The sequence below is a fragment of the Dyadobacter psychrotolerans genome (assembly GCF_004349265.1).
In the GTDB taxonomy this organism is placed as follows: Bacteria; Bacteroidota; Bacteroidia; order Cytophagales; family Spirosomataceae; genus Dyadobacter; species Dyadobacter psychrotolerans.
The window spans coordinates 150,897-172,802 of sequence record NZ_SMFL01000003.1 but is presented as its reverse complement, the minus strand read 5'-3'; the positions used below and the strand labels follow the sequence as shown (position 1 = coordinate 172,802).

At 41.8% G+C, this 21,906-nt stretch carries 21 protein-coding genes; 13 read left to right on the top strand and 8 right to left on the bottom strand.

Annotated features, from left to right (window positions below; translation table 11 throughout):
- Positions 1–38: 38 nt before the first annotated feature.
- Genes E0F88_RS08470 through E0F88_RS08445 form a run of 6 tightly spaced genes read left to right on the top strand, consistent with a single transcriptional unit; the run spans position 39 to position 5,462 of the window.
- Entirely contained in the window at positions 39–1,094 is a 1,056-nt protein-coding gene (locus E0F88_RS08470) for a saccharopine dehydrogenase family protein (RefSeq protein WP_131957808.1), read from the top strand.
- 24 nt (positions 1,095–1,118) lie between these two features.
- Complete coding sequence (gene amaB / locus E0F88_RS08465) at positions 1,119–2,657, top strand: L-piperidine-6-carboxylate dehydrogenase (RefSeq protein ID WP_131957807.1); 1,539 nt, start codon at positions 1,119–1,121, stop codon at positions 2,655–2,657.
- Between the two features lie 60 nt (positions 2,658–2,717).
- Positions 2,718–2,984, top strand: a complete 267-nt coding sequence (locus tag E0F88_RS08460) for a PqqD family protein (RefSeq protein WP_131957806.1) — start codon at positions 2,718–2,720, stop codon at positions 2,982–2,984.
- Between the two features lie 24 nt (positions 2,985–3,008).
- The gene (locus tag E0F88_RS08455; RefSeq protein WP_262709872.1) at positions 3,009–3,428 is read left to right on the top strand and encodes a lasso peptide biosynthesis B2 protein; all 420 of its coding nucleotides are present in this window, start codon (positions 3,009–3,011) and stop codon (positions 3,426–3,428) included.
- Positions 3,429–3,447: 19 nt separating this feature from the next.
- A complete protein-coding gene (locus E0F88_RS08450; protein WP_131957804.1) occupies positions 3,448–4,362 on the top strand; it encodes a phosphoenolpyruvate carboxykinase (ATP) in 915 nt (304 codons plus the stop codon).
- Positions 4,362–5,462 carry a nucleotidyltransferase domain-containing protein gene (locus E0F88_RS08445; protein ID WP_131957803.1) on the top strand — a complete coding sequence of 367 codons (1,101 nt, stop codon included), beginning with the start codon at positions 4,362–4,364 and terminating at the stop codon, positions 5,460–5,462. Before E0F88_RS08450 ends, E0F88_RS08445 begins: the two co-directional genes overlap by 1 nt.
- Here the strand turns inward: E0F88_RS08445 and E0F88_RS08440 are convergent.
- The 3 genes from E0F88_RS08440 to rsfS all read right to left on the bottom strand — a co-directional run bounded on the left by E0F88_RS08440 (position 5,455) and on the right by rsfS (position 9,041).
- Positions 5,455–6,402, bottom strand: a complete 948-nt coding sequence (locus E0F88_RS08440; protein ID WP_131957802.1) for an aldose 1-epimerase — start codon at positions 6,400–6,402, stop codon at positions 5,455–5,457. The two genes, E0F88_RS08445 and E0F88_RS08440, sit on opposite strands and share 8 nt — an antisense overlap.
- A 104-nt stretch (positions 6,403–6,506) precedes the next feature.
- The gene (gene ftsH / locus E0F88_RS08435; RefSeq protein ID WP_131957801.1) at positions 6,507–8,585 is read right to left on the bottom strand and encodes an ATP-dependent zinc metalloprotease FtsH; all 2,079 of its coding nucleotides are present in this window, start codon (positions 8,583–8,585) and stop codon (positions 6,507–6,509) included.
- A gap of 72 nt (positions 8,586–8,657) precedes the next feature.
- Positions 8,658–9,041, bottom strand: coding sequence for a ribosome silencing factor (gene rsfS, locus E0F88_RS08430; protein ID WP_131957800.1), 384 nt, complete (start codon positions 9,039–9,041; stop codon positions 8,658–8,660).
- A gap of 89 nt (positions 9,042–9,130) precedes the next feature.
- Here rsfS and E0F88_RS08425 point away from each other — a divergent pair, with 89 nt between their 5' ends.
- Complete coding sequence (locus E0F88_RS08425) at positions 9,131–9,859, top strand: biotin--[acetyl-CoA-carboxylase] ligase (protein WP_229213703.1); 729 nt, start codon at positions 9,131–9,133, stop codon at positions 9,857–9,859.
- Here the strand turns inward: E0F88_RS08425 and E0F88_RS08420 are convergent, their stop codons facing one another.
- Positions 9,860–10,189, bottom strand: coding sequence for a transmembrane 220 family protein (locus tag E0F88_RS08420; RefSeq protein ID WP_131957798.1), 330 nt, complete (start codon positions 10,187–10,189; stop codon positions 9,860–9,862).
- A 69-nt stretch (positions 10,190–10,258) separates the two neighbouring features.
- A complete protein-coding gene (locus E0F88_RS08415; protein ID WP_131957797.1) occupies positions 10,259–10,960 on the bottom strand; it encodes a tetratricopeptide repeat protein in 702 nt (233 codons plus the stop codon).
- 277 nt (positions 10,961–11,237) lie between these two features.
- On the opposite strand from E0F88_RS08415, the gene fsa reads away from it, so the two are divergent.
- A complete protein-coding gene (gene fsa / locus E0F88_RS08410) occupies positions 11,238–11,894 on the top strand; it encodes a fructose-6-phosphate aldolase (RefSeq protein ID WP_131957796.1) in 657 nt (218 codons plus the stop codon).
- A gap of 137 nt (positions 11,895–12,031) precedes the next feature.
- Positions 12,032–12,712 (top strand): cell division ATP-binding protein FtsE, encoded by a 681-nt coding sequence (locus tag E0F88_RS08405; protein WP_131957795.1) that lies wholly within the window; start codon positions 12,032–12,034, stop codon positions 12,710–12,712.
- A 243-nt stretch (positions 12,713–12,955) separates the two neighbouring features.
- On the opposite strand, the gene porX is transcribed toward E0F88_RS08405, so the two are convergent.
- A complete protein-coding gene (gene porX / locus E0F88_RS08400) occupies positions 12,956–14,521 on the bottom strand; it encodes a T9SS response regulator signal transducer PorX (protein ID WP_131957794.1) in 1,566 nt (521 codons plus the stop codon).
- A gap of 149 nt (positions 14,522–14,670) precedes the next feature.
- On the bottom strand, positions 14,671–15,408 hold the full coding sequence (gene kdsB, locus E0F88_RS08395; protein ID WP_131957793.1) for a 3-deoxy-manno-octulosonate cytidylyltransferase: 738 nt from the start codon (positions 15,406–15,408) through the stop codon (positions 14,671–14,673).
- A 56-nt stretch (positions 15,409–15,464) separates the two neighbouring features.
- On the opposite strand from kdsB, the gene E0F88_RS08390 reads away from it, so the two are divergent.
- Genes E0F88_RS08390 through E0F88_RS08375 form a run of 4 tightly spaced genes read left to right on the top strand, consistent with a single transcriptional unit; the run spans position 15,465 to position 18,303 of the window.
- A complete protein-coding gene (locus E0F88_RS08390) occupies positions 15,465–16,253 on the top strand; it encodes a DUF4905 domain-containing protein (protein WP_165940020.1) in 789 nt (262 codons plus the stop codon).
- Between the two features lie 3 nt (positions 16,254–16,256).
- Complete coding sequence (locus tag E0F88_RS08385; RefSeq protein ID WP_131957791.1) at positions 16,257–17,240, top strand: LysM peptidoglycan-binding domain-containing protein; 984 nt, start codon at positions 16,257–16,259, stop codon at positions 17,238–17,240.
- A gap of 33 nt (positions 17,241–17,273) precedes the next feature.
- A complete protein-coding gene (locus tag E0F88_RS08380; protein WP_131957790.1) occupies positions 17,274–17,486 on the top strand; it encodes a hypothetical protein in 213 nt (70 codons plus the stop codon).
- Positions 17,461–18,303: a TIGR02757 family protein gene (locus E0F88_RS08375; RefSeq protein ID WP_229213702.1), complete on the top strand. Its 843-nt coding sequence runs from the start codon at positions 17,461–17,463 to the stop codon at positions 18,301–18,303. The genes E0F88_RS08380 and E0F88_RS08375 overlap by 26 nt, the downstream gene beginning before the upstream one ends.
- 72 nt (positions 18,304–18,375) lie before the next feature.
- On the opposite strand, the gene E0F88_RS08370 is transcribed toward E0F88_RS08375, so the two are convergent.
- A complete protein-coding gene (locus E0F88_RS08370) occupies positions 18,376–21,726 on the bottom strand; it encodes a ThuA domain-containing protein (RefSeq protein WP_229213738.1) in 3,351 nt (1,116 codons plus the stop codon).
- Positions 21,727–21,906: the final 180 nt, after the last annotated feature.

The following is a 21,906-nucleotide window of genomic DNA, read 5'->3' as shown; positions in this document are numbered from 1 at the left end:
AGGCTTAAAATATTTTCACTAAATCCTGTTTAAACAATATGCAAAACATACTGGTAATTGGTTTAGGTAAAGTAGGCTCATTGGTGGGAACATTGCTGAGCAAAAGATTTTCGGTAACAGGCGTAGACAAAATAATTTTCAATAGAGACCTTCCCTTTCCTGTAAAAGGCGGCGATATTACCGACCCGGCTTTTCTCAAATCCGTTTTAAACGGATTTGATGCTGTTGTCTCATGTATGCCATATAATTTAAATCTTCCGATTGCCAGAAAGGCCTATCAGGCTGGAATCCATTATTTTGATCTTACGGAAGATGTTGCTACTACTACGGCGATCCGGGAAATGGCAGAAGACAGTAAAGGCGTTATGGCTCCTCAGTGCGGACTGGCTCCGGGTTTTATCGGAATAGTGGGATCAGATCTTTCAAACCGGTTTTCAAAACTTCGTGACATTGAACTACGGGTAGGTGCCCTACCACGTTATCCAAACGGTTTGATGGGCTATTCATTCACCTGGTCGCCCGCTGGCGTTGTGAATGAGTACATCAATGATGCGGAGGTTATTCACAATGGTGTGCGGAAAATGGTGCCTTCACTGGAAGGAATTGAAATGATCAATATCGAAGGTCAGGAGTTTGAAGCATTCAGTACTTCGGGCGGATTGGGAACAATGTGTGAGACTTTTGAGGGAAGGCTCGATACGCTCAACTATAAAACGATCCGTTATCCCGGACACTGCCAGCTGATGCGTTTCATGCTTTATGAACTGATCCTGAAAGAAAAACGGGAGCTTTTGGAACAAATTTTAACAGAAGCGAAACCGCCAGTGCAGCAGGATGTTGTGTACGTGTATGCTGTGGTTGAAGGTTGGAAAGGCGCGCATCTTGAACGCGAAGAATTTTATCGGGCCTATCATCCGATTACAATCGACGGGAAACATTGGCGTGCCATTTCCTGGACAACCGCTGCATCTATTGCGGCAGTTGTAGAAATGGTGGCAGACGGCAGCTTGGCCAACCGCGGATTTATAAAACAGGAGGACATCGAATTGTCGGTGTTTTTAAAAACTGAAAACGGAAAATTTTTCAGTGAATAGATTGAATAAAGAATTATTAAAAAAATGAAAGAAATAAAGCTCGTTCTGGATCAATTAGGATCCACAGAAAATAATTTTGGTGTCAGTACCGGAATTAGCTCATGGGCCGGGGCCGGTGAATTAATTAAATCGTTTTCTCCCGTAGACGGAAAGGAAATAGCCGGGGTGACATCCGCAAGCCAGGCGGATTATGAAAAGGTGATTGAAACTGCGCAGAAGGCTTTCAAAGAGTGGAGAATTGTTCCTGCGCCAAAAAGGGGAGAGATAGTTCGTCAGATCGGTGAGCAGCTTCGTTTGAAAAAAGAAGCGCTTGGTACGTTGGTTAGTTACGAAATGGGTAAAAGTCTGCAGGAAGGTTTTGGTGAGGTTCAGGAAATGATCGATATCTGCGATTTTGCAGTCGGACTTTCCCGCCAGCTTTACGGCCTGACCATGCACAGCGAACGTCCTCAGCACCGGATGTATGAACAATGGCATCCGCTGGGGATAGTTGGTATCATTTCCGCTTTCAATTTTCCTGTTGCTGTATGGTCATGGAATGCTATGCTTGCCTGGGTTTGCGGTGATGTTTGTATCTGGAAACCATCTGAGAAAACACCGCTAACTGCTCTGGCTTGTCAGAACATCATCAGTCATGTTTTAAAGGAGAATAATTTGCCGGAAGGAATTTCCTGTATTTTAACCGGAGGTAAAGAGGTTGGAGAATGGTTGTCGGCCGATACAAGAATTCCTTTGATTTCTGCAACCGGAAGTACAGGGATGGGCAGGCAGGTAGGAGAAGCGGTTGGGCGACGATTGGGACGTAGTTTACTGGAACTTGGCGGAAATAATGCAATTATTATTACACCTTCGGCTGATCTCAAAGTAGCGATTCCCGGAATTGTGTTTGGTGCAGTGGGGACGGCCGGTCAAAGATGTACTTCTACCCGAAGGCTGATTGTCCATGTTGACATTTACGAAGAAGTAAAAACCCGCCTGGTTAAAGCTTATGCCCAGCTGAGGATAGGAAATCCTCTGGATGAAAATAATCACGTCGGTCCGCTGATAGATAAGGCGGCTGTTGAACAGTACAATATTTCTGCAGAAAAAATTATAGAGCAGGGTGGCAGCTTCCTGATTAAACCCAAAGTTCTGGACGGCCGGGGTTACGAGTCAGGATGTTATGTTACGCCTTGTATTGCAGAAGTAGAAAACCATTTTCAGATTGTACAGCACGAGACATTTGCTCCCATTTTGTATTTAATTCCGTACGAGACACTAGAGCAGGCTGTGGCGATCCAGAATGATGTTCCCCAGGGACTTTCCTCCTCTATTTTTACTCTGAATATGAGAGAATCAGAATATTATCTTTCCGTTTCGGGCTCCGATTGTGGTATTGCTAATGTAAATATAGGAACCTCCGGTGCAGAGATCGGTGGTGCTTTCGGAGGTGAAAAGGAGACGGGCGGGGGGCGTGAGTCAGGATCGGACGCTTGGAGAGCTTATATGAGAAGACAAACGAACACTGTAAATTATGGAAATGCGCTGCCGCTGGCTCAGGGCATAAAGTTTGAGATAGACTGATTATTATTTCTAACTTTGTAATCAAAACCACACATTAAATTTTTCAGGACATAAATACTTATGAAGTATCAGCTTACATCCGAACAGATAGCGTCCAAAGTTGCGGGCGAAACTGTTATTCTCAATCACAATAAAGGTGCATACTACGGTTTAGACGAAGTCGGTGTTCTTGTTTGGGATACCCTGGAAAAAGGTCCTCAGACGATTGATGACCTGTGTGATGTGGTTGTGGATGAGTACGCTATTGAAAAGGAGGAATGCAAAGCTGATATTGATGTGCTTTTGAAAGATCTTATCTCAGAACGTTTGGTGGAAGTAGTTAACTAATCCTTGAATAGGCTTAAGCGATATATGGCCCGTTGGAAGTCCTTGAGCGGAAGAGAAAAGCTCAGCTTTGTCAAATCCGCGATGTGCTTAACAGTAATCAAGGCGGGATTGGTATTTTTGCCATTTTCAACTTTCCGAAAGTTTTTCGACTGGTTTTCGAAATCAAAAACAAAAAAGGAAATTTCTCAGCAGGAAATAAAACAAACGGTATGGGCTGTTGCATCTGCGGCTCACCATTTGCCATTTGAGCTTTTATGCCTGCCACAGGCTCTGGCCACAAAGTTTCTTCTTAGAGAAGTCCCTTTCTTAACACTGGAAATAGGTGTTGCCATTGATGCTTCAAAGACATTTCAGGCACATGCCTGGGTTGAAAAAAATGGATCCTTCATAATTGGAGACTGGGATGAAAACATTTCCTACCAGCGGTTATGGGTCTGGAAATAGAATACTAAAATTCCCCTCAATGCACAGTTATAAAGCTTTTGGACTAAATATATTTTCTGAAATTGAATTGCCCGAGCTAAGCAAGGCCGGCCCGACTGATAATTGTGACCTGGTCATAAAATACGGATCCGTTGATCTGTCAAAACTATCGAAAACTCCGATCTACCGGAGAGGGACCAGAGCTTTGTTCGGCAAGGGAAAAGAAGGGGGCTTAATTCTTCATTGGCCCGAAATCGCCAGTTTTGAAGCAATTGACGGAAAAACACTGATGGTTTCACCTCTGACCGATGATCCGAATTTATTAAGTCTTTTCACAGTGAGTGAAGCTTTGGGATTGATATTATTTCAAAAGGGTTATTTCCTGCTGCATGCAAGTGCGGTAAAGGTCGGTGACGAAGCGTGGTGTTTCATGGGTAATCCGGGTGTAGGGAAGTCGACAACAGCTGCGGCCTTTATCAAGGCGGGATGCCAGCTGTTAAGTGATGATCTGACTGCAATTGGATTTGATCAAAATGGCGTAGCACAAATTATTCCCTCTTATCCGCAGTTAAAGATCTGGGATAATACGGTAAATGGTTTGTCTTATGACAGAGACACGCTGCAACCGGTTAGCGAAGGCATCAATAAGTTTTCCTACCAGCCTAAAAAGAGTTTTGATCACAAGCCGGTTAAATTAGGCGCTATTTATTTTCTCCATAAGGCAAAAAACCGCGCAGCGTCAAAGGCCTTGAGCCCTGGCGAAATTCCGATTGAGACATTACGAAATTTCCCTCTTCCGGTGCAGCTACTAAAAGGTGAAGCTTTGAAAAAACATTTTGCCCAAAGTTTCAAATGTGCAGTTACGGCAAGGCTTTGGAGGAAACGTCGTCCTGATGGTTTTGCAAAACTAGAAAACTGGATTTCAGAAACTTTGTCATCTATTTCTGAAATCTAATGACATCACTTTCTTCTTTTTCAAGTGAATTAAAACTGTTACTGGCGGCTTGTTTTGGTACCGTGGTCCCAGCTCCTGAAAATTTTGATTCCGGCAGATTGCAGAAGCTGGTATCCTATCATGGCATTCGCCCCCAGTTTCTGGCTTTTATACATCAAAATAATCTTGATATCAGCTTTCGCTCTTCTCTGGCCGGATTATGTCAAAACATTGCCATTAATAACTTGCTTTCCGTAAGACAGCAGGCTGAAATTATCAAATTGCTGGAAAATAATGGAATTCAAAGTTATGCTTACAAAGGTAGTCTTTGGGCCGAATGGCTTTATGGAGATGTAGGAAAAAGGGAATTTGGTGATATTGATCTTTTGATTAAACCGGCGCAATTTGAGCCAGCCATCGAAGTTTTAAAAAGTGCCGGATACTTACCTGACGAATACCGGCAGTATTTGCTGGATAAACCGGACCGAAAGGCTGATTTTTTTAAAACCGATTATCACATTCCACTGGTAAATACGTCTTTAAATACTTCAAGCATGGTAGAAGCGCATTGGCAGGTGGCTTATCCGCGATTATGTTTCGATTTTTTTAGTGATGAATGGGACAAATATCAGGAAACTTATTCTCTTCATAAATCACACATTAAAGGTTTCAGTAACGAATATCAGTTTCTGCTTCTGTTGGTACACCATGGAGGAAAGGAGCAGTGGAGCAGAATTAAATACATTGCTGATTTTTCAGCTTACCTGAAAAGTCATGGCAGTAATACCAACTGGAAATTGGTTGAAGAGCTGGCTAAAAGTAAGGGGATACTTAAATTATATAAAACCAGTCTGGGATTGCTAAAAGCCCTTGGTTTACCCTGGCAGGAAGGTTGGCCGGAAAATATCATCCCGACCAACCCGTTGCCTCTTGACCTCCGCTGGGAAATAATGCCGGCTCAGGAAGCAAATTCTACCTGGCCATATTTTATTCATGGTATCTCTATCCATGATGGATTCAAGCATAAAAGCAGAGTCGTTTTTGCTCATCTTAAATACTTTATGAAATGGCGATTGTTATTTACCAAAATGAAATGGTATTCTCAAAACAAGCCTAGCTAAGCGAAACGGTTATTGTACCTGAAATAGAATTTGCGGACGCCAGAATGTTAAGGCCTTCCCCATTATTGAACCCGTTCACGTTTGCAGTCAATGGTTCAATTGCCACGCAATCTCTTGCAGGCGGTGTGTATAATACCAGGTAATTAAATTTTCCTTCACCGATTTCCTGTTCCACTTTTAACGTCACATGCTTGTTATCAGAAATCAACTCTGTAACCGCCGTGTTCGCTGTTGACTTAATAATGAAGCAGTTGTCAAGTTCTTTTCGATGTAGCAACATAGGTTGGTCATAGGCAAACGGCTCTGTTCCGGTGGGAATCATGTTGTCGTCGAAAGTCACAATTTGATCTGACGGAATGTTTATTTTCCAGGCTTCTACATCTTCATTTCCCAAATAAAAATATGGGTGCCATCCAAACATAACCGGACAGGGTTCAATACCGTTGTTCACAGCTTCATAAGTCAGTACGAACCTTCCATCTGCAAAAAGCTGGTACATCACCGAAAATTTAACATCAAAGGGATAACCTTCAAGATCCTTTAAAGAAAACGAAAGTTTCAGACTCGCATGATCTGCATTTACCAGCTGTTCTTCCAGATTAAATTTTTGCTTTCTTACCAAACCGTGAATTGCGTTTGTTGTGCCAGACTCATTTTTAGCCAGCTGATATTCTTGTCCAAGAAATTTATATTTTCCCTCAGGAATTCTGCTCGCAAAGGGAAAAAGCAGTTCACTGGCGCTTTTGGAATCGTCTTTTAAAGTTTGCGGAGTAGGAGGTGTTTTTAATACTGAAAACAAAGTCAGGCCTTTTCGCAAAGAAAGCTGACGGACGATACCACCAAGTTCGGGAAGTATTACACACCTGTTTCCGGTAACACTATCCTGAATGATGTATTCAGTTACTTCTCCAAATTGCTGTTTAAATATTTCAAAAGACATCGTTTTTCGATTTAGGATTACAAATTGTATTACAGCTGAAAATTAAAAATAATAGCCGGACAGATTGTTGCTGACCGGCTATTATTAAAAAAATTTTATGAAAATTAATCGTTTGCTTCGTCTTTTACTTCCGCAACCATTTCATCTTCTTTATTCGTTTTGGCTTTTGCAATTGCCTCGTCCTGTTCTAGTGTCTGCTTCACCACTTCTTCGTGAATAGCAGCTTCCTCGTTCGAACGACGGTTGATATAGGCCTGATAACTTGTTTCTTTTTCGAAGGGACGTTTTCCGATCAGTTTTTCAAGATCAGCCTGGAACAAAATTTCTTTTTCAAGCAATTCTTTTGCTAAAACTTCCAGTTTGTCGCGTTTCTCAAACAACATCTTTTTAACAAACTGATACGCCTGATCAATCAACTTTCTTACTTCTTCATCAATTGCCTGCGATGTCGATTCAGAATATGGTTTGGTAAATGCATAATCACTTTGTTTTGAATCGTAGTAAGAAACGTTTCCGATACGATCGTTCATACCGTACATAGTTACCATGCTGTAAGCCAGTTTGGTAACTCTTTCAAGGTCACTCAATGCACCGGTTGAAATTTTACCGAAAACAACATCCTCAGCTGCACGCCCGCCCAGTGTCATGCACATTTCGTCAAACAACTGTTCTGTACGATACAAATACTGCTCTCTTGGAAGATATTGTGCGTAACCTAACGCAGCCACACCACGCGGAACGATTGACACTTTTACCAACGGATCGGCATGTTCCAGGAACCAGCCTGCCACTGCGTGGCCAGCTTCGTGATAGGCAACAATTTCTTTTTCTTCGGGAGAAATAAGCTTGTTTTTCTTTTCAAGTCCACCGATCACACGATCCATTGCATCCTGGAAATCCTGCATTGTTACTTCTTCACGGTTTCTTCGTGCAGCGATCAAAGCGGCTTCATTACAAACATTTGCGATTTCAGCACCCGCAAAACCCGGAGTCTGAGAAGAAAGCTTCTGAATATTTACATCAGTTGATAGTTTCAAAGGTTTTAAATGCACTTTGAAAATCGCTTCACGGCCAATAACGTCTGGTTTATCAACAGAAATCTGACGGTCAAAACGGCCCGGGCGAAGTAATGCCGGATCCAATACGTCAGGGCGGTTTGTCGCTGCAACGATTATAATACCGGAGTCAGTTGCAAAACCATCCATCTCCACTAAAAGAGAGTTCAGTGTATTTTCACGTTCGTCGTTAGAACCTGGCATCGCACCACGTCCACGGGAACGACCTACCGCATCAATTTCATCTATAAATATAATACAAGGCGCTTTTTCTTTGGCCTGTTTGAAAAGATCACGTACACGAGCTGCACCAACCCCTACAAACATCTCAACAAAATCTGAACCTGACAAAGAAAAGAAAGGAACACCAGCTTCACCAGCTACTGCTTTGGCAAGAAGTGTTTTACCAGTTCCCGGAGGGCCAACAAGCAGCGCTCCTTTTGGAATTTTAGCACCTAACTTTTTAAACTTATCAGGGCTTTGCAGGTATTCGACAATTTCCTTAATCTCTTCTTTTGCTTCGTCAAGGCCGGCTACATCGTTAAATGTTATTTTAACTTTATTTTCAGCATCAAAAAGTGTAGCTCTCGAACGGCCGATATTGAATATCTGACCGCCAGGCCCGACACCGCCTGACATCCTGCCAAGAATAAAATACATGACGAGTATCATCACAATGAAAAAGCCCCAGGTCCCAAGGAAACTGGTCCAGTCATTTCGCGTATCGACGACCCACTCGGCTTTGTCACCGTCCGGAACCCCTTCCTGCATTTTGTCAAAATCCTTTTTAAAAGTTTCGGCAGACGTTACCTGAAATTGATAATGTGAATTTGATTCTCCGCCAAAATAGGTGTTTTCCTTGGTAAGGGTTTTATATTTTTCTTTAACAACCTCAGGTTTTAAAGTGACTTCGACAGTCTTATCATTAACTATTGTCACTCTGGATACCTCTTTGTCGGCCATCATTTTCTGGAAACGTTTCTGTGTTGTTTCCCTTACTGTTGATGTCCGGTTGAGGTATGTTATACCCAGTATAGTAGCGATCAGAGCGGCTATAATCCAGCCCTGATAACCCTTCTGGGGACTTTTAGGACTTAGTGGCCCTCGTTTATTATCGTTTTCAGACATTCTGTGTATTAATTAAGAGGAATATATTAAACAACATTCAAAAGGCGGTGAATGTTCACCGCCTTCGATGACTTATACCACGGAATCTTCCAGGTATGTTACTACGGCATCTCCCCAAAGTTCTTCCAGGTCGTAATGCTTGCGACGGTCTTTATTGAAAATATGAGCGACAACGTCCACATAATCAATCAATATCCACTCACCGTTCGCTTTTCCTTCTTTTTGCCAGGGTTCTGTTTTAGATATTTTATAAACTTCGTCCTCAACCGAGTTGGCCAGAGCGTCGAGTTGTGTGTCGGAATTTCCCGAACAGATTACAAAAAAATCGGTTATTGAATTTTTTACTTTTCTGAGATCCAGAATTGCTATATCAAGCCCTTTCTTTTCTGTCATTCCTTTAGCTACAAGCTCGGAGAGATCTTTTGATGATAGTTCTTTATTTTTGCGTTGTTTCATGCGTAATTGATTCCCATTTCTATAAACCCTAAAGTAAAGCAAAAAAATTGTACAACCCTATACATAATAACCTAATTATTGGTAAAAAGTTGATATATCTGCCAAGTTGTCATTCTACAAACGACATAGCGGCTGAATTAGTACTTAATGGACTTGCTGAGGAGGGTACTGTTGTCATTACCGACAATCAGGTTGGCGGAAGGGGGCAAAGAGGTACTAAATGGCTGTCCGAGCCTTCTCAAAACCTTACTTTTTCCGTTATTTTACGACCAAAATTCCTTCCGGTTGCAGAACAATTCCTGATTAGTCAGATGGTCGCGCTGGCAATTTATGATTACTTCTCTTTTTACACAAACCAAGTGAAAATTAAATGGCCTAATGACATTTATATTTCTTCCAAAAAAGTAAGTGGTACGCTTATCGAAAATGCTGTTCAGGGATACGGAATCTCCTCCTCGATTGTGGGAATAGGAATCAACATCAACCAAACCCGCTTCGAAACAGCGAGGTCGACCTCACTGGCAGAAGCTTTGGGAACGACTTTAAATTTGCAGTCGGAGTTTGAAAAATTGGGAGGACTGCTGGACGCAGGATACCTCAGACTGAAAACGATGAAACAAAATCAGGTCATTCGTGATCTTTATCTGAAAGGTTTGCACGGCTATCAAAATTCTGTCAAATTTAACTATCTGAATGAAAGGGTAGCTGGTGTTGTGACAGGTATTGAAAATAGCGGCAGACTGCTCGTTAAACTCGAAGGTAAAGAAGGTATTTACGATTTTGGTCTGAAAGAAATAGAATGGGTTTGGGATGAATAATCAACCCCATTTTCCCAAAATCACCATTACAACAAAACAAATACCTAATCCAAGCGATTCGCGGGCAAGTTCAATGTTGATACTTCTCATCATTGTTTCTCCAAAAAATATTCCTTCAAATTCCGGTGGCCATTGCAAAATGGCGGCAACCAGATATGTTGCTGCCATTGTATAAAATGTCCAGCTTGGCCACAATTCCTTCACACTCATGTAACATGCCAGGGCGGCAAAGCTGTAAGCGAATACCCAAACCGCAGGATCCGGATCATTAAACTGAACATAGGAGAATAACATGAATATTATTGCGAAAACTATTTTGAATATTTTCATAGAGTGTTAGAGATCAAATTATAATTAATAAGACAGCTATTTGGGAAAAATAATTGCCTTGAAAAATTTTTACTGACAAAACTGGCTAAGTGCGTTTACGGCATCAGCATATCCAAGACTGGTAGCCTGCTTAAAGTTTCCGCAGCCCAGGTCTTTTTCGCCATCGTACCACTGTGCAAGTCCAAGTCCATAAAAAGCCTTGCCATACTGCCCGTCAAGTTTAATAGTTTGTCTGAACGCTAGCGTTGCTTTTTTGAAATCCTTCTGACGGTAGTAGGTGTTCCCTAAATTATACCATGCCTGTTTATTGTTTTCGTTGAGCTTGGTAGCCTTTTCAAAATCGGTGACCGCCTCAGAAAGTTTCTCCATCTGAACAAGTAATTGCCCTCTGTTCAAAAATACGTCCGAAGTATCAGGAGCCAGCCTTGCAGCGGTGTTGTAGTCCACCAAAGCGGAATCCGTTTTATTTTCACTCGTGCGGAGTAAAGCTCTGTTGAAGTAGGGGCGGTAGGAGTCAGGCTGTAGTTTAATTGACTGGTTAAAGTCGAGTAAAGCGTTCGGAAATTCCTTCAATTCATAATAGGCAACGCCGCGAAGATTAAAAGCTTCGGCGTTGGAAAGATTTTTTTCAATGGCTTTATTGATGTATTCGATAGCTTCCCTGGTTTTTCCTTCACGCATCAAATCCTTACCCTTTTGCAGGAAAGCATCCGACGATTGTGAACAAGCAGAGAGAAATAATAAAAAAAATAAAAAAAACTGACGCGGCATAATGATTCATTTCTAGATGGTTCGCACAAAAGTAGTGCGAAAGTGAAACGAATGTTTTCTTTTTGTCAATAAAATGTCTTTATCTTTGCAACGGCAAATCGGAACTACCAGCTCCTTCCGAATCCCCCAGGTCCTGACGGAAGCAAGGGTAGGTGGTCGATGCGGTGAGATTCTCGGTTTGCCTTTTTTTGTGCCTTTCTATTTCAATTCACTTCTTTCTTTTTGGTTTGATCAGGGTTTTCTACTTTTGTGGAATATTAAACCATACAATCCCGATATGAAATTTTTTATTGATACCGCAAACCTGAAAGAAATTCAGGAAGCGTATGAGCTGGGCGTTTTAGACGGAGTTACAACCAACCCTTCTTTAATGGCAAAAGAAGGAATCACTGGTAAGGACAATATCATGCGCCATTACAAAGCGATTTGTGATATCGTGGATGGTGATGTAAGTGCAGAGGTTGTCTCTGTTGATCTTGCCGGAATGATCCGTGAAGGCGAAGAGCTGGTTGAGATCGATGATAAAATTGTGGTAAAAATCCCGATGACCAAAGAAGGTGTTAAAGCCTTGAAATATTTTTCAGGAAAAGGTATCCGTACCAACTGTACGCTTATTTTCTCGGCGGGACAAGCTTTATTGGCAGCGAAAGCAGGCGCAACTTATGTTTCTCCATTCGTTGGCCGTCTTGACGATATTTCTACCGACGGAATCGCCCTAATCGAGCAGATTCTTACAATCTATCGCAATTATGGTTTCGAAACGCAGGTTCTTGCTGCATCTATTCGTCACACAATGCATGTTATCCAGTGTGCAGAAGTTGGTGCAGATGTAATGACCGGACCTTTAAGTGTAATGGAAGCTTTGTTAAAGCACCCGCTTACCGACTCTGGCCTTGAAAAATTCCTTGCTGATTACGCAAAAGGAAATTCTTAGTTTATTCTGTAGTCAATCCGGAATAAATGTTGTGTCAGGCTGAGCGTGGTCGTTTTAAAAGGCTGATTGCCTTAGGTATTTCGGCTGCGCTCAGATTGACACCACGCTAAATTTTTGAAATTTTTCTATTCTTCATTATGATCGAGGTGGCATCTGAGCCGATTATTGCACTGGACCGGGCGGATATTTATCAAGGCGACCGGCCTGTTTTAAACGATGTTCATTTTGAAATAAAAAATGGCGAGTTTGTTTTTATGATCGGAAGGACGGGAAGCGGCAAAAGCTCCCTGTTAAAGACACTTTACGCTGATTTGTGGCTCCATACCGGCTCCGCGAAAGTTGCGGGCTACGAACTGCATAAAATCAAACGAAGTGATATTCCTTTTTTACGCCGTCGTATTGGTATTGTATTTCAGGATTTTCAATTGCTTTCTGATCGTTCTGTGGAAGACAATCTTTCTTTTGTACTTCGCGCAACAGGGTGGGAGGACAAAGGGAAAATTTCCAAACGTATTGCAGAAGTGCTTATGCAGGTTGGACTGGGAACGGCTCAAAAAAGAATGCCGCATCAATTGTCAGGCGGGGAACAGCAGCGTGTGGTAATTGCCCGTGCTATGCTCAACGAACCGAAAATACTGATTGCGGATGAACCGACCGGAAATCTTGACCCGGAAGTAGGGGATCAGATCATGCAGGTTTTCAGGACGATCAATAATGCAGGTACCGCTATTTTAATGGCAACACACAACCATGATTTTATCAAGCGATTCCCTGCCCGTGTTTTAAAATGCGAAAACGGCAGCGTTCTCGAAGGATAGTTTCCTGAGTTCACATTTTTAGTAAACAGTTTGCAGTATCCTGATTTGGATAGTGTGAACTGTTTTTTTTGTGAAAAGTGAAATGTAAGAAGTAAAAAAAGTTCAGAGTTTACAGTTTGTCCGAATGGCTAACTGTAAACTCTGAACTTTTTATAAATATGCTTACAATCAGCTTTTAGGTAAACCGTAAACTGTAAACTGTTTACTTAAAACTCAAAAACTGACTCCGTAAAACTTCTCTAACTACTTCGCTTTCAGATCAATAAATGGAATAATCATTTCTTCCAGAGAAACCCCACCATGCTGGAAGGTATCGCGATAAAGATTTACGTACTGATTGTAATTGTTCGGGTAAGCAAAGAAATAATCTTCCTTTGTGAAAACGTAAGATGTCGAAACGTGTGGTTTTGGAAGGAATATTCTTTCCGGCTTGCGGCATACCATCAGGTGGTTATCATCAAAACCAAGATTTTTCCCATGTTTATAGCGAAGATTTGTATTTGTTTCGCGGTAACCTATGATTTTCACAGGTTTCTGAACCCGGATCATGCCATGATCGGTGGTTAAAATCAATCTGCATTTTTTCTCGGCAACTTTTTTGATAAAATCAAGAAGCGGAGAATGCTGGAACCAGGACTTGGTAATGGAGCGATAAGCCGCTTCATCCGGCGCGAGTTCCTTAATCATCTGCACGTCGGTTCTCGCGTGAGAAAGCATATCAACAAAGTTATAAACAACCACATTGAGCTGGTTATTAAGCAAATTGCTGAAATTGTCAATCAGAGATTTCCCCTGATTCGTATTTAGAATTTTATGATACGACGATTTGATATTCAGGTGATTGGTTTCCAGTTGTTTTTGAAGGAAATCATATTCATGGTTATTTAAACCTTCTTCACCGTCCGGCGTATTTTCATCACTAACCCACCATTGCGGATGTTTTCTTTCCATTTCACTAGGCATCATTCCGGAAAATATAGCATTTCTGGCATAACCCGTCGTGGTTGGCAGGATGGAGTAGTAAGACGATTCTTCTTCTATATTAAAATACTCCTGCAAAATCGGCTGGATGACTTTCCATTGATCATAACGGAAATTATCAATCAATAGGAAAAATACAGGTTCATCCGATCCTTTAAGATGCGGGAAAACCTTTTGTTTCATCAGTTGATGAGAAAGAATCGGTTTCGCCGAGCGTGGATCGTTTAACCAGTCTTCATATTCTTCTTCAATAAACTTACAGAAATTCGCGTTGGCGTCACTTTTCTGCATACTAAATACTTCCGACATCCCCTGGTCATCAGAACTTTCCAGTTCGAGCTCCCAGTAAATTAGCTTTTTGTAAATATCCGCCCATTCTTCATGTCCGATCCTGTCCTGATACTGCATAGCCAGGTTACGGAATTCCTGCTGATAACTAAGCGTGGTTTTTTCTGTAACGAGTCTTTTGTTATCGAGTATCTTTTTAACCGAAAGAAGTATCTGATTAGGATTCAGTGGTTTAATGAGATAGTCGTCAATCTTTGAACCAATGGCATCTTCCATGATATGTTCTTCCTCACTTTTTGTGATCATCACAACCGGAAGATTTGGCTGTTGTTGTTTGATCTGGGCAAGTGTTTCGAGTCCGGTCATACCCGGCATCATTTCGTCAAGAAAGACAATATCGAAACGGTCATTTTCTATTCGCTCCAAAGCATCGGCTCCGCTGTTCACTGGTGTGACGTTGTAACCTTTGTTGGTAAGAAACATAATATGTGGTTTCAGGAGATCTATTTCATCATCAGCCCAAAGAATATTGTATTGCATAAGCGGGATTTTTCTAATAAAATTAAATAAGGCAATGTAAGGTAACGAGCTAAAAGGTAAAGTCGTATACGAATCAGCGTTTTAACCTATTTTAACAAAATAAGCTTTTTTTATATTTTGAAAATTGTAAAAAGACCGTTCCAGGCCCTTTAAAGAAACTTTCGGGTAACCTTCTCCAAATCGTCGGGCGTGTCGACCCCATGCGAGTCGTCAGAAGTTACAACTGCCTTGATGGCATAACCGTTTTCCAGCCACCGAAGCTGTTCCAGAGATTCTGCTTTTTCCAGTGAGCTTACAGGCAACCGGGTTAATTCAGCCAATATGTCTGCCCGGTATGCATATATGCCGATGTGTTTGTAAAAAGTATGATTTTTCAACCACTGATCAGCTTCATGGTTTCGAACATAAGGAATTGTCTGTCTGCTGAAATACATCACCTCGTTGCGAACATTCAATACGGCTTTCGGCACATTGACATTAAATATTAAATCGTCGCTGTCAATTATTTTCACTAACGTTGCCAGTTCTGTAATTCCATCCAGTACATTAGCCAGGCTGTCAATCGGTTCGGGACTGATAAATGGTTCGTCACCCTGAATATTGATGACATAATCAAAATTTCCCTCTGTTTTGGATAAAGCTTCAAAGCATCTGTCGGTACCGCTTTGGTGATTTTCTGAAGTCATCACTGCTTTACCGCCGAAACCCTCAACGTGAGTCCTAATTCGCTCATCGTCAGTGGCTACAATTACCTCGCTTAGTTTGGTGGCTTTGGATGCCTGTTCGTAAACACGCTGAATCATACTTTTACCGCCAATATCTACCAGCGCTTTTGCAGGAAAACGGGTGGATGCGTAGCGGGCGGGTATTATTCCTAATATTTGCACAGATTTGGAGTTTGGATGATATATTTCAAATTTTGTTTCAAAATAAAGCTAAAAAATTGCAAAAACTTTTTTCACACAATTTTTCACAAAATATCTGGCGGATATTACCCGATCCGGATCCTCATAGTGACCTGTGGGCCATTGAATTGCGGGATGCATCGCAAAAAAAAGTTTCTTTTGCCATGGTTGATCTTTCGAAACCGGAGGTAAGATGGCAGGCAGAACCGGAGGCAACCGATTGGTGGACTTCTCTCACCGCTTTTTCTTTTAATCATCTTTTTTTACACAATTACCGGTATCCGGATATTCCCGAGCCGACGGATCTATTGATGGTATCTGCACAAAGCGGGCAAATGCAGTGGGTTTTACCCAATCATCTGCTGGTAAAAACGGTAAATCAGGAACTGATTGAGGTTGCAACGAAAGCTGGAGACCAGTTTAAGTATTTTTTATGCAGCGCGGAGACAGGTTTACGTTTTCAGGGTAATGAAGATATTATTGAAGCAGCAGAACAAATAATTTTAGGAGAACCGGTTCGTTACATGGAAGGGAATCCATATTTTGACAGGCTGGCGGCATTTATAAGTGAACATACTTTTGGACAAGAGCCGGTAGCCATTGATTATCTTGAGAAAAGACCCTATATGATGTTTTCTTACTATCTTTACGAGCAGGAAAAAATGGCCGCATACCTTCTCATCATGACTACTAAATCGGAACTTGTACTTCACGAAAAATTGTCGGAAGGAAGAGATGGCATCGGCCAGTCTTCCATGTTTTTGAAAGGAAGTAAATTAGTATTCCTGAAAAATAATAATGAGTTTTCGAGTTTAACGCTTTATTAATAAATGAAATACGTTTTTTGCCTGGCACTTCTTGCCGGTCTGTTTGGAGGTTTGAAAAGTGCCCGGGCTGAAGGGATGATTGCAGTTGACTCCGTAGGAGTGGAACGCGTCGGTGGTAAAGTTTTTATAATCCATAAGGTCAATCAGGGACAGACCATGTTCGCTGTGGTGCGCCGGTACGGCACAACCATTCATGCCTTGCGGGAAGCAAATCCGGGTATGAGTGACCAGATACAGTTTGGACAGACAATTCGGGTGCCATACACGCCAAAAGGTTCTAATAAGGAAACAAAAAAGGAGGAACCTAAGGTAGCTGAAGTAAAAGAAACCAAACCTGCTGAAGCTCCTAAAAAAGTTACCCCGACAACTGCTCCCGTAGTTGGTCCGCCGGTAAGTACAACTGCGGTTGCTATTGCGCCAAATGGTATTCACAAAGTAGAGCCCGGCCAGACGCTCTACCGTGTTGCGGTTAAATACGGCGTGTTAATGGCTGATATTCGGAAGTGGAATAATCTTACAGATGACAACCTGAAAGACGGACAGGAATTAATTGTAAGTGAAAAAGCGGGAGAAAAAACGCCTGCTCCCACACCAGCACCTGCTCCAAAAGTGGTTGTTACCAATGTTGTTAAGGATTCGGTGAGGGCAAAAACGGTAGTTGCAGAAAAAACAGTAAAACCTGTTGAAGAAGTCGCTCCCCCAAAAGTTGTTTCCGGAAAACGAAAATCTGAGTCAGGTCTTGCAGAAGTGATTGAATCTGAGCAAAGTACGAGCAAGTTTTTGGGTCTTCACCGTACAGCCCCAATCGGAGCATTGGTAGAAGTATTAAATGAGTACAATCAGGAGAAAATTATTGTCCGTGTAATTGGCCGCATTCCTGATACCAGCGTAAATGATGACATTGTGATCAAACTTTCCTCAAGGGCGTTTGAAAAAGTTTCACCAAACAGCAAACGATTCAGAGCGGTAGTCAGTTATCTTGAGTAACAGATCCGGATTAATAATACAATCACTGAAATAATGAAACATTCACCCGAGTTTCGTTCCAAAAGAGAAGAGGAAAGAGCTGCGTTAAAAAATACGACCGGTTATAAAATGTGGAGTATACTTTTCACGGTACTTTATCCATTTATAGCGATTTTTACATTCCTTTTTTCGGGAATAGTCATGTTCTTTTCAGGCATTTCGAGAGTGCTTGCTTATTTGTTTGGGAGAAGTAGTGCTAAACAATAATAAGGACGTTTCAGGATTTTCGGCTTATGTAAGTGATTTGCTTGAAAAGAAAGCGGTTCAGTACAACAGACCGGCATTTATTCCTCATGATCCCATCAGCATTCCGCACCGGTTTTCAAAAAAACAGGATATTGAGATCATGGGATTCTGGGCTGCAATGCTTGCATGGGGGCAGCGTAAAACCATCATCAACAAGTGTATAGAGCTTTCTGAATTAATGGATAATGCGCCGCATGACTTTGTCCTTAATCATCAGGAGCAGGATTTAAAGCGTTTTTTGAATTTTAAACACAGGACTTTCAACGCGACTGATGCACTTTACTTTTTACATTTCTTCCAAAATTATTATCAGGAACACGAATCGCTGGAAAATGCATTCAGTGACCACATGGCTGACTCTGATGTAACAATCGAAAAAGGTTTGATTGGCTTTCATGATCAGTTCTGTGATTCTGAGAATTTCCCTTTACGTACAAGAAAGCACATCGCCACACCCCTCAGAAAATCATCCTGCAAGCGGTTAAATATGTTTTTGCGCTGGATGGTAAGAAAGGACGATAATGGCGTAGATTTTGGTATTTGGGAAAAAGTAAAACCATCTCAACTGGTTCTTCCCTGCGATCTGCATGTTGACAGAGTTGCCCGTCTTCTTGGTTTGATTACAAGAACTGTAACGGACTGGCAAACGGCAACAGAGCTCACTGCGTCACTTAGGCTGTTAAATCCGGAAGATCCTGCGAAATATGACTTTGCTTTATTTGGATTGGGAATTGAAGGATTTGCAACGCCATCTATTGCCATTCCCGAGCGGTTTTAATTTACTATAAAAAGCAAAAAAAGCACCGCTGGCTTAAACCCTGCGGTGCTTTTTCGTGAATATTATTTTCTATTACAAAACTGCGTTATTAAACTCTATCCAGTCAATTGCAAAAAGTGGCTTGGTACCCGCTTCCGCATTTTTAAATACGAAAAACAATTTATGTAATTTGTTGTCAACAGGTGCTTTAACCGGTATCAAAGTACGTGCAGGATCTACTTTTGCTTCACCAATTTTAAGTCCAGCCGGAGAATCCAAATGAACTTCCAGCATTCCGCCTGCCTGCTGACCATCCTTAACAAGAGTTGCCACATTCAGACTTTTAATGGCGGTAAGATCAATGTCATCAAAGGAAATATAACTGCCATTTTTTCCAACAACCGATTCTGGTCCTGCTTCTGATTTTACCTTGGTGAAGCCTTCGCCCTTGTCAAGACTGTTGGCATAAATTTTAGCAGGACGCAAAGCAACCGATTTTGATCCGGTTAACGGACCCATATTCGCATTTCCTTTATCGGTATAGCTTGCCGTGAAGATGTATGAACCTTCTTTGGCCTTCGTTTGTGTCAGATAAGTGCTTCTTAATGGTTTTTTATCAACAACTTTTTCTTTGGCAAGTGAAAGAATGTATTTCACCATTTCTTCTGCTTCTTCGGGTTTGTGCTGAGGATGCGCAGCCATGGCTTGTTCACCCCAAACGCCGCCGCCGCCATTAATGACCTTTTGTGCCAAAGTTTTTACCGCATTACGCTCAGACTCATAACGTTTTGCAACCTCGCGGTAAGCCGGTCCGATCGACTTTTTGTCAATCGAATGGCAGGCTTTACAGTCGCTTAGCTCAATCATCCGCTTCCCGGTTTCAAATCCGGTATTGGCCTGGTGACCCTGAGCAAGCTGCGTTTTATCAAAACCTTCAAGATAATTGATTGTAAGCGTCACTTCATCTTCCGGGATTTTTTTGTTGGCAAGGCTGCCATCCTCCTTGTCGCTTACCGATACTTCGTAAGCAACAGGTTTGTCATTCCAGTAAAAAGTTTTATTGCCTTTAATGGCTACGTCAACATTTGGAACTGCATTGCCGGCCCTAATACTGACCTCGGAAGTATTAACGTTTCCTGCTGCATCAGTTACTTTCAAAACGGCAACATGCTCGCCAGGTTTGGTATAATTAAAGGAAGGATTTGGCTGTGTACTTTTTGGAAGTCCTTTACCAAAATTCCACTCATACTTAATGACGTCGCCGTCATAATCCATTGACCCTTTTGAAGAGAAATTAACCTTTAGAGGAACAGCGCCAATCTTATTTGTAGCAGTAGCTGCTGCCACCGGAACACGGTTGCCTGGATTGTAGGTAATGTGTGACAGACTTGCTTCGTCGTTTTGTGCAAACCAGTTAGGGCCATATTCTAATGTGTAAAGAGATCCGTCATTAGCGAACTGCATATCAATCGGATGGCTGAACTTTTCATTTGGCATGAACCTGTCGATGTGAAGCAGGTTTCCCTCTTTATCCATCGTAACAATATTGATATAATCACGAATCCAGTCGTAGGCAAAGAATTTACCGTTATAAAAGTCAGGAAACTTTACTTTACTATCCTTGAAATCATCCGAATAATAAACCGGCCCTGCCATGGCATTTCTTCCGCCTTTACCTACAATTGCACCGAAATCAGGTGAATCGGCATAGGGGTAATAAATAAATGCGGGCTGTGCCGGAGGCAGTTCCTGAAGACCGGTATTATGCGGCGAATTATTGATTGGTTTGGCCGGATCAAATGGTTTGCCTGATGTTTTGGTTGCAAAATCATAGTCGATATAAGGCTTGTTATCGGCAATGAACAAAGGATAACCAAAATAACCAGCCTGTCTTGCCTGGTTGACCTCATCATAACCGCGGGGTCCGCGCGTTGGACTATCATTGGACGCATCCGGACCTACATCACCCCAATACAAATAACCTGTATGCTGATCTACAGAGATACGATATGGATTACGCGTTCCCATTACATAAATTTCAGGACGCGTCTTAGGGTTTCCGGCGGGAAATAAGTTTCCTTCCGGGATATCATACAAGTTAGTACCTCCGGGCATGTTTGCACGTCGATCTCCATAACGTGGTTTGATTCGCAAAACTTTTCCTCTTAAAGAATTTGTATTGGAAGACGAATGCTGTCCGTCCCATCCTTCACGGCCGGGTTGCTCATCAATAGGGCCGTAACCATCAGATTGAAAGGGATTAACATCATCACCGGTAGAAAGATAAAGATTTCCTTTGCTGTCCCAGGCAATCGAGCCCCCTGTGTGGCAGCAATCTGTTCTCTTAACAGGCACAGTCAGGAGATTTTCTTCTGTTGAAAGAAGCAATGTATCTTTTACATCATCATATTTAAAACGTGAAAGATGCTGTGCCGTATCCGCCTCGGAAGAAGGAGGGGAGTAGTACAGATAAACAAGTTTGTTTGTTTTAAAATTAGGGTCAATATTCATTCCCATCAAACCGTACTCCTGTTTTGTATATACCGGAACATCAGCAACAATTTTAATTTTGCCGGTTTTCGGATTGTAAAGTTTTACCTTCCCTTTTCGTTCTGCCAATAAAACGCGGTGATCATCAAGAACTACGAGCTCGGTTGGTTCATCCAGTTTTGATGCCAGTACTTTTTTGGTAAAACGGTTTTCTTCCGGACGTGATTTACTATAATCCAGCCTGGAGGCCATTACATATTGCAGTCCGCCGGTAAGGTGTTTTACGAATACCGGATTGCTGAAAGTTGCGTTTTCATGACCAAAATTGGTGTAAAAGGCTTTTCCGCCATCATACGTATGGTACCAGGACATCGGGTGGCTGTCACCCATTTTTCCGTCTTTGTATGTTTTCTCATCGATTTTTACCAGAACATTTACTTTTGGATTAAATGTTTTGAAATCGTAGAATTCATCCTTTATTTTCCATTTTTTTGGAAAATCTTTCATCGAAGGGTGGTTATCATCAACCACGTATGCTTCACCTTCCTGCACATTTGGATTACCCGGATGGCTGGCGAAATACGCTCCGGCAAGTTTGTTATACCACTGCCAGTCATATTCCGTATCTGTAGCCGCGTGTATACCTACATAACCTCCGCCTGCCTGTATGTAATGTTCAAATGCTTCCTGCTGGGCATTGTTGAGAATGTCTCCGGTTGTATTCAAAAAAACAACCGCCTGGTATCTCTGAAGATTTTTTTCTGTAAAAAGGGCTGCGTTTTCAGTAGTGTCTGCCGTGAACCCCATTTCCTTTCCCAGGTTTATGAGTGCAGTTTTTCCGGAACCTATGGAACCGTGACGAAAACCGGCTGTTTTTGAAAAAACGAGTACCCTTTTTTCCGGTGTAATAACGGTTTGTGAAAAAGCATCAAAACCGAAACAAGCAAGTATCATTAAACTGAATACCTGAATCATGCTCAGATGATGTTTGGAAGCAGAAAAGTTCATTAGCAATTGTAATGGATTAGGTGAATATGATAGTGGCAGGTAAAAACTGACCAGCGTTTAAACGATCAGAATGATACAATTATTTGTATAAAAAAACCTATCAATCATAAGAAAGATAGGTTTTAA